The organism is Pelotomaculum sp. PtaB.Bin117 (genome assembly GCF_002067195.1).
Lineage (GTDB): Bacteria > Bacillota > Desulfotomaculia > Desulfotomaculales > Pelotomaculaceae > Pelotomaculum_D > Pelotomaculum_D terephthalicicum.
Genome location: NZ_MVQM01000024.1, coordinates 1 through 5,266, shown reverse-complemented (window position 1 = coordinate 5,266; position 5,266 = coordinate 1). Strand labels below are relative to the sequence as shown.

Annotated in this window: 3 protein-coding genes and 1 riboswitch; all 3 genes read right to left on the bottom strand. The window is 50.1% G+C overall.

What is annotated here, in order from left to right; translation table 11 throughout:
* Positions 1–2,192: DUF4430 domain-containing protein (locus A4E54_RS00730; protein WP_286723756.1), on the bottom strand; the 2,192-nt coding region annotated here is incomplete at its 3' end.
* A 209-nt stretch (positions 2,193–2,401) separates the two neighbouring features.
* Positions 2,402–2,594: riboswitch (cobalamin riboswitch) on the bottom strand.
* Positions 2,575–3,996 (bottom strand): methylaspartate mutase accessory protein GlmL, encoded by a 1,422-nt coding sequence (gene glmL, locus A4E54_RS00725; RefSeq protein WP_286723755.1) that lies wholly within the window; start codon positions 3,994–3,996, stop codon positions 2,575–2,577. It overlaps the preceding riboswitch by 20 nt.
* 36 nt (positions 3,997–4,032) lie before the next feature.
* The coding region (locus A4E54_RS00720; RefSeq protein WP_286723753.1) for a hypothetical protein at positions 4,033–5,266 on the bottom strand (1,234 nt) is incomplete at its 5' end.

Genomic DNA, 5,266 nt, shown 5'->3' with positions numbered 1-5,266 from the left:
CCGTTTAACAAGCTGTTCCAGTCCGGCCCGCTGGAGTTGATGTCGTCGCTGTACCACCAGATAATCCGGTCTCCCGCGCTAACCGGCTGGTCTTTGCCCGATACCGCCGCCACAGCTCCGTTGACCTTGAACATCCAACCGTTCATGCCGCTGTTAACCTGTCCCTCAATATTTTTAACGAAACCGTTGCTTGGGTCGGCATAGTAGCTCAGCCCGGTGGCATGCAGGGCTCCCAGCGCTGTCTTGCCCCATTGCCCGTCTGCGCTCACGGCAACGCTCCCCGGGCCGAAGAGAAGTGTGCCTTTCATCCCTGCCACGGCGATGCTTACGCTGTACTCGTCCTGGTTCGGGTTAGGCTGGTTGTCGCCTGTGCAGGGATTGCCCTGGCCTGTGACCATTAGCAGGGCCGACAGCGCCTCCGCGGCCCCGAATACGTTTTTGGCCGTGCCGAAGCTGCCGTCGGCGTTCATTATATTGTTCAACAGACAGTCGACGGAGGTTAGCCCGCCCGTGTTTTTCCATTCGTTGGCGGAAGGATTTTTGCCCAGCCTGTGCAGAGTGACAATAAGCTCTGAGTTGTCCACCGCCGGGTCGTCCCAGGTGGAATAGATACCGCCGTCTGCCTGCTGCAAACCTTTCAGGTAGGCCAGGCCGTTGTCAATCGCGGTCTGTACCGGCTGGTCCGACAGATCGGGCAGGTAGGTGAGCGCCCGGATAGCCTGGGTGGTGGACAGGAAGTCGGCGTAGTAATCGCTTCCGAAAGTTTCGCCCCACGAGCCGTCCGCGCCTTGTTTGGAGAGGATGTAGTTCTTCGCTGCGGCGCTGTCGATGCCGCCCGTCCGACCGGCTTCGCCCAGGGCGATAAAGGCCCACATGTCGCTGTAAACGCTGTTTTCAAAGGAACCCTGCCCCGGCCCGGCGTGCTTTTGCCTGCCTGCCAACAGGTTGGCCAGCCGGTCGCGCCGGGTCGTGTCGTCATTCCATTTGCTGAGCGCCAGCAGGCACTGGGCGATGGTCTTGGTCCTGGATACTTTCAGCCAGGACGACGCGGCGCCAGCATATTCATCATAGGTCTTGCCTAGGGATTTCAGGGCGATAAGAGTTTCAGCCGTGGCGAACGTGCTGTCCCACTGGGCCGTAATAGCCGCCGTGTCCGGGTCCTGGATGTCGGCCAGGTAGGTAAGACCGTCTTGTATGGAGTTATACACGCCGGTACCGTGATTGTTGGCGTCGGCAAAGTAGCTGAGCGCGCTGATCACCTGGGCCGTCAGGTCGGACTCCGCCGGGTTAAAGCCTCCCCAGGCGGCCCCGGTAGCTACGCCCCAGCTGTTATTGTGGACAGTTTTCAACGTGTTGAGGTAAGCAAGCGCCTTACCCTGGTCAACATCTCCGAGCCTGCCTGCCTTGCCCAGGGCGGTCAGGACAAGGACATCGTCGTAGATATTGCCGCCGAACCTGATTTGCCCCGGAACGGAAGTGTCTTTTTGGGCTATTATCGCGTCAGCCAGAATATTTATGTTGGGCGAGGCGGGGTAAACGGCGCGGAGAACGGTAAGTTCCTTGGCCAGAGACACGGCGTTTTGCGCGGCGGGGTTTGCCGCCACGGTATCAGCCGAGGCGACCGCCCGGTCCTTTAAAGAGACGCTTCCTTTTGTCCAGCCGCCCGACGCAAGGTCTTCGCCGGCAGCGGCAAGCGCCTCCACGCAACGGTAATCAAAATTCCAGCCGGTTGCCACATAAGACATGCTGCCGCTCTGGTAGCCGTTCTTAAAATAGGAAACGGCAAGGGTGATGGAGTTGTTCACCTGGTCGTAAACGGAGGCGCCGACAGTGTCGGCCCTGGTCGTCGCCAGAGCCAGCAGCGGCGCTTTGGTGCCGTACTCGTTGGCAAGAGGTCCGAAACTGCCGTCGGCGTTCTGAGTGGACGTTATGTACGTGATTAAGCTGTTGCTGTCCCCGAGGAGGTCGGCCAGACTTTCGATCTTGTTTTTCAAGGTCTTGCCGCCGGCTGTCCATTTGACTGCCATCAGGTCCTCGCCGGCCAGGTCCAGGACATAGGCAGCATAACCGTCAATGCTCTCACCGCTTTGGTACTTTGTGTTGATAAATTCTACCGCCTTAGTAGCCATCCCGGCCACTGAAACGGTATCGGCGTAACAGGGTTGTAAATATGCTCCAAGACCAGCTGTCATAGAGTAGAGTAAACTCAGTATGACAAGTAGTGCCGTCAACAAATTAAATATTTTTATTTTTTTTGGGTAACTGTAACACAATTTGCGCAACCCCCCTTCTTGAAAACTAAAACCCCGGCCTTTGAAAAAGCCAGGGTAATATATTGAGCCATAGAATACTATCAGCGCTCAAATTCACCACTTACCTTTCCCAGGAAGGTTAAAAGCAGTAATTACATTATTATCAAGGTATCCTGACTTGTGGCTCATGGCGTACTTCCCGCCTTCCCGGGTAAAAGACCCAGTGGCATCATGGGAGCCGCTCCCCACTTACAGTGGCCGGACCGTCCGGGATTTGCACCCGATTCCCTTTCATCTGTAAACCGGGAATTGGTTCACATCCTTACTTACTAATTTGTTTACTAATTTGTTGAATATGTTTCTTTAATATCCTCAAAGCCTTGGTTGGCGCAACATCAGCAAGTAAACCCGCGGCATACATAACGTATCCTTTATCTACATAAAAGCAAGGTTCTTTGGGCTTCAGCGAAAAAGGAGCGCGAGAATCAAAAAGGACACCTTCAAGGATACTATGCGGAAACAATCCATAACGAAATACACCACCGGTACCTACGACCACCTTGGTATCCGTTAGATCTTTGCCGTACTGAACAGGCACTAATCCTCCAAAGCCGGAAACCTCCCGTAGTGTGCCCGCGTGTCTTTCCATGGCCACCTGAACAGCAGTTCTGGCCAGGGAGGTGTCTAAAAGGAAGCCCTGCTCATCTTGAGGGACATAGCCAACATTTCCCCCCATACCGCGGGTAACTTCTTCAACATGCGGTATACTTTCTTGATAATTGTTTAGCTGTAGATTTTCTCTCAAGCGGTCATTGGCTAATTCGAATATGGTATGAGCGTTCCAGCGAATTCCTAAATCACCTTCCACTGTCCTTTTAGCATAGGGCTCAGGTAACCCTTTCAGAATCACACTCCCATCCCGCGGATACCCATGCCCTACGGAATGTATATTGGTCGTTGCTCCACCCACTTCAACAATAAGCAATTCCCCCAGTCCAGGTTCATCTTTGGTGCCCTCGGCAAGTAATTTAGCCGCACGAAGAGTAGCCATAGGCGTGGGCATCAAAATACTTCCCACATATGCCTGGGCTGAATCCAGTCCCTTTGATTTAACAATACGTTCCATAAAAATATTTCTTATGGCTGTGCGTGCCGGTTCAACATTGATCACATTGACATCGGGCAAAACATTCTCAGTAACCTCCACTTGTTTGCCCGCGCTTAGAAATATCTCTTTAATTTTCGAACGTACCACCTTATTTCCGGCAACCAAAACAACTAAATTTTTTTTCAATCCGGCTAGCGCCCGGGCATTATGCAATATTACTTCTTTATTCCCGCCATCAGTTCCGCCACTAAGCATAATCATGTCACACGTATTCGCTTCTATTTCACAAATGGACTCCTCATCCAATTCGTGGGCATAAGACCCCACAATTTTCGCGCCGGCGCCTAGAGCAGACCGGCGTGCCGCTTCCAGTGTCAATTCAGGCACCAAACCGATGGCAATTATTCGCAAACCTCCGGCAGCACTACTACAGGCCAATCTTTTGTTTATCTTTTCCTCCTTAATAACCGGATTCGCTGTGTATAGTTTATTCAAGGCGTTCTGAAGACCAACCATGATGCTGCTTTCAACTGTTGTAACCGCCTGCTCCTGCCCCAGGACAGTCTCAGTATCCAAATCCACCGCCAGAACTTTCGTGTAAGTGCTGCCAAAATCAATTAATAAATTAATGTCCATACTACTTACACTCCTTTATGGTTCTGCAACATATATTTATAGCCTGGAAGCCCAGCCCACATCATGAATCAGGGTGTTTAATTCCGCTGTTATGTTGTCTTTTCTTTCTCTTTCGGCTATTTTTTCGCGATTGTACTCAATAACTTCCTTTGGCAGGGGAACATTGCCATGCTTCAAATATCTTAATGCTCCTCTGACATCACGGACCAAAAGAACATTCCCTTTTAACCAGCGCCAGGGAGCGAACATAGTATCCAGGACCCCTGCTTCTACCCCTTTAACCATCCCCACAGCCAGATCCCCGTCGCCCATTTCGTATAGTTTTTCAATTACCGCTCGTGCTTCTGCTTCTATCATCTGCTCTTCAATGTCTAATTCCTTGTTATCAGGTAAAGTTTGATTACGTAATACCCTTATCAGGTGTCTAGCCAATTTGGCCGCAGAGGCCATACCTTCTTTAGTGGGAGTACCATAGGCTTCATCGGCGCATTTTAGGAAAATAGAATTAGCTCCTCCCAAAATTCCAATAATCGTATTCCAGGCAATTAGGGCAGTTGATTTATCTACATCAAGTGGCCAGGAACCAAGATAGGGGAAAATACTTGTGGTGAGAGTAATATCTTTGTAACCAAATTTATCCAAATAATACTTAGTCAATTTTTCACAAACTTTCAACATCGCTACATCTTGCACCAGGTTCATACCCAGTCCATGTTCCATCATAATATGCTTGACACCCTGCTCAGCGGCCAGCAAAATGTGAGTAACGACCGTTATTACATGAAACGCCGCGATATCATAACCCGTCAAATTTGAAGCCATAAAGCTAAGTACCGGCGTACTTACTTCAGTATAGTAAGCTGCCAGCCTATCCTCATATTGACCATGGCGGATCATTTCATCTAAAGGGATATTTTTACAGTGCGCTATGACTTCCTGTAAACTACGCGATGAGTAACCGGACCAACCACTTGCTAAAACTATTTCCAATTGCAGCCTTGAGTCTTCATCTGCAGTATTCAACATTATCGGAGATTTCATAGATTCATATATCTTTCTGGCATACTTAACCCCATAGCTAACTACGGGATATCCATTCAGCATGGTCGTTCCTTCTTGTATACTGCGTTCAATTCCCTTTTGAGCCATCGCATATTTGTTTTTCCTTGTATAGGAATCGGAATAAATAAATATTATAGTATCTTTCTCCGACGCGTTTGAATTTTCTTCTACATGCTGTATCGCATTCAAGGTCTGTTCAAAGGGAGCC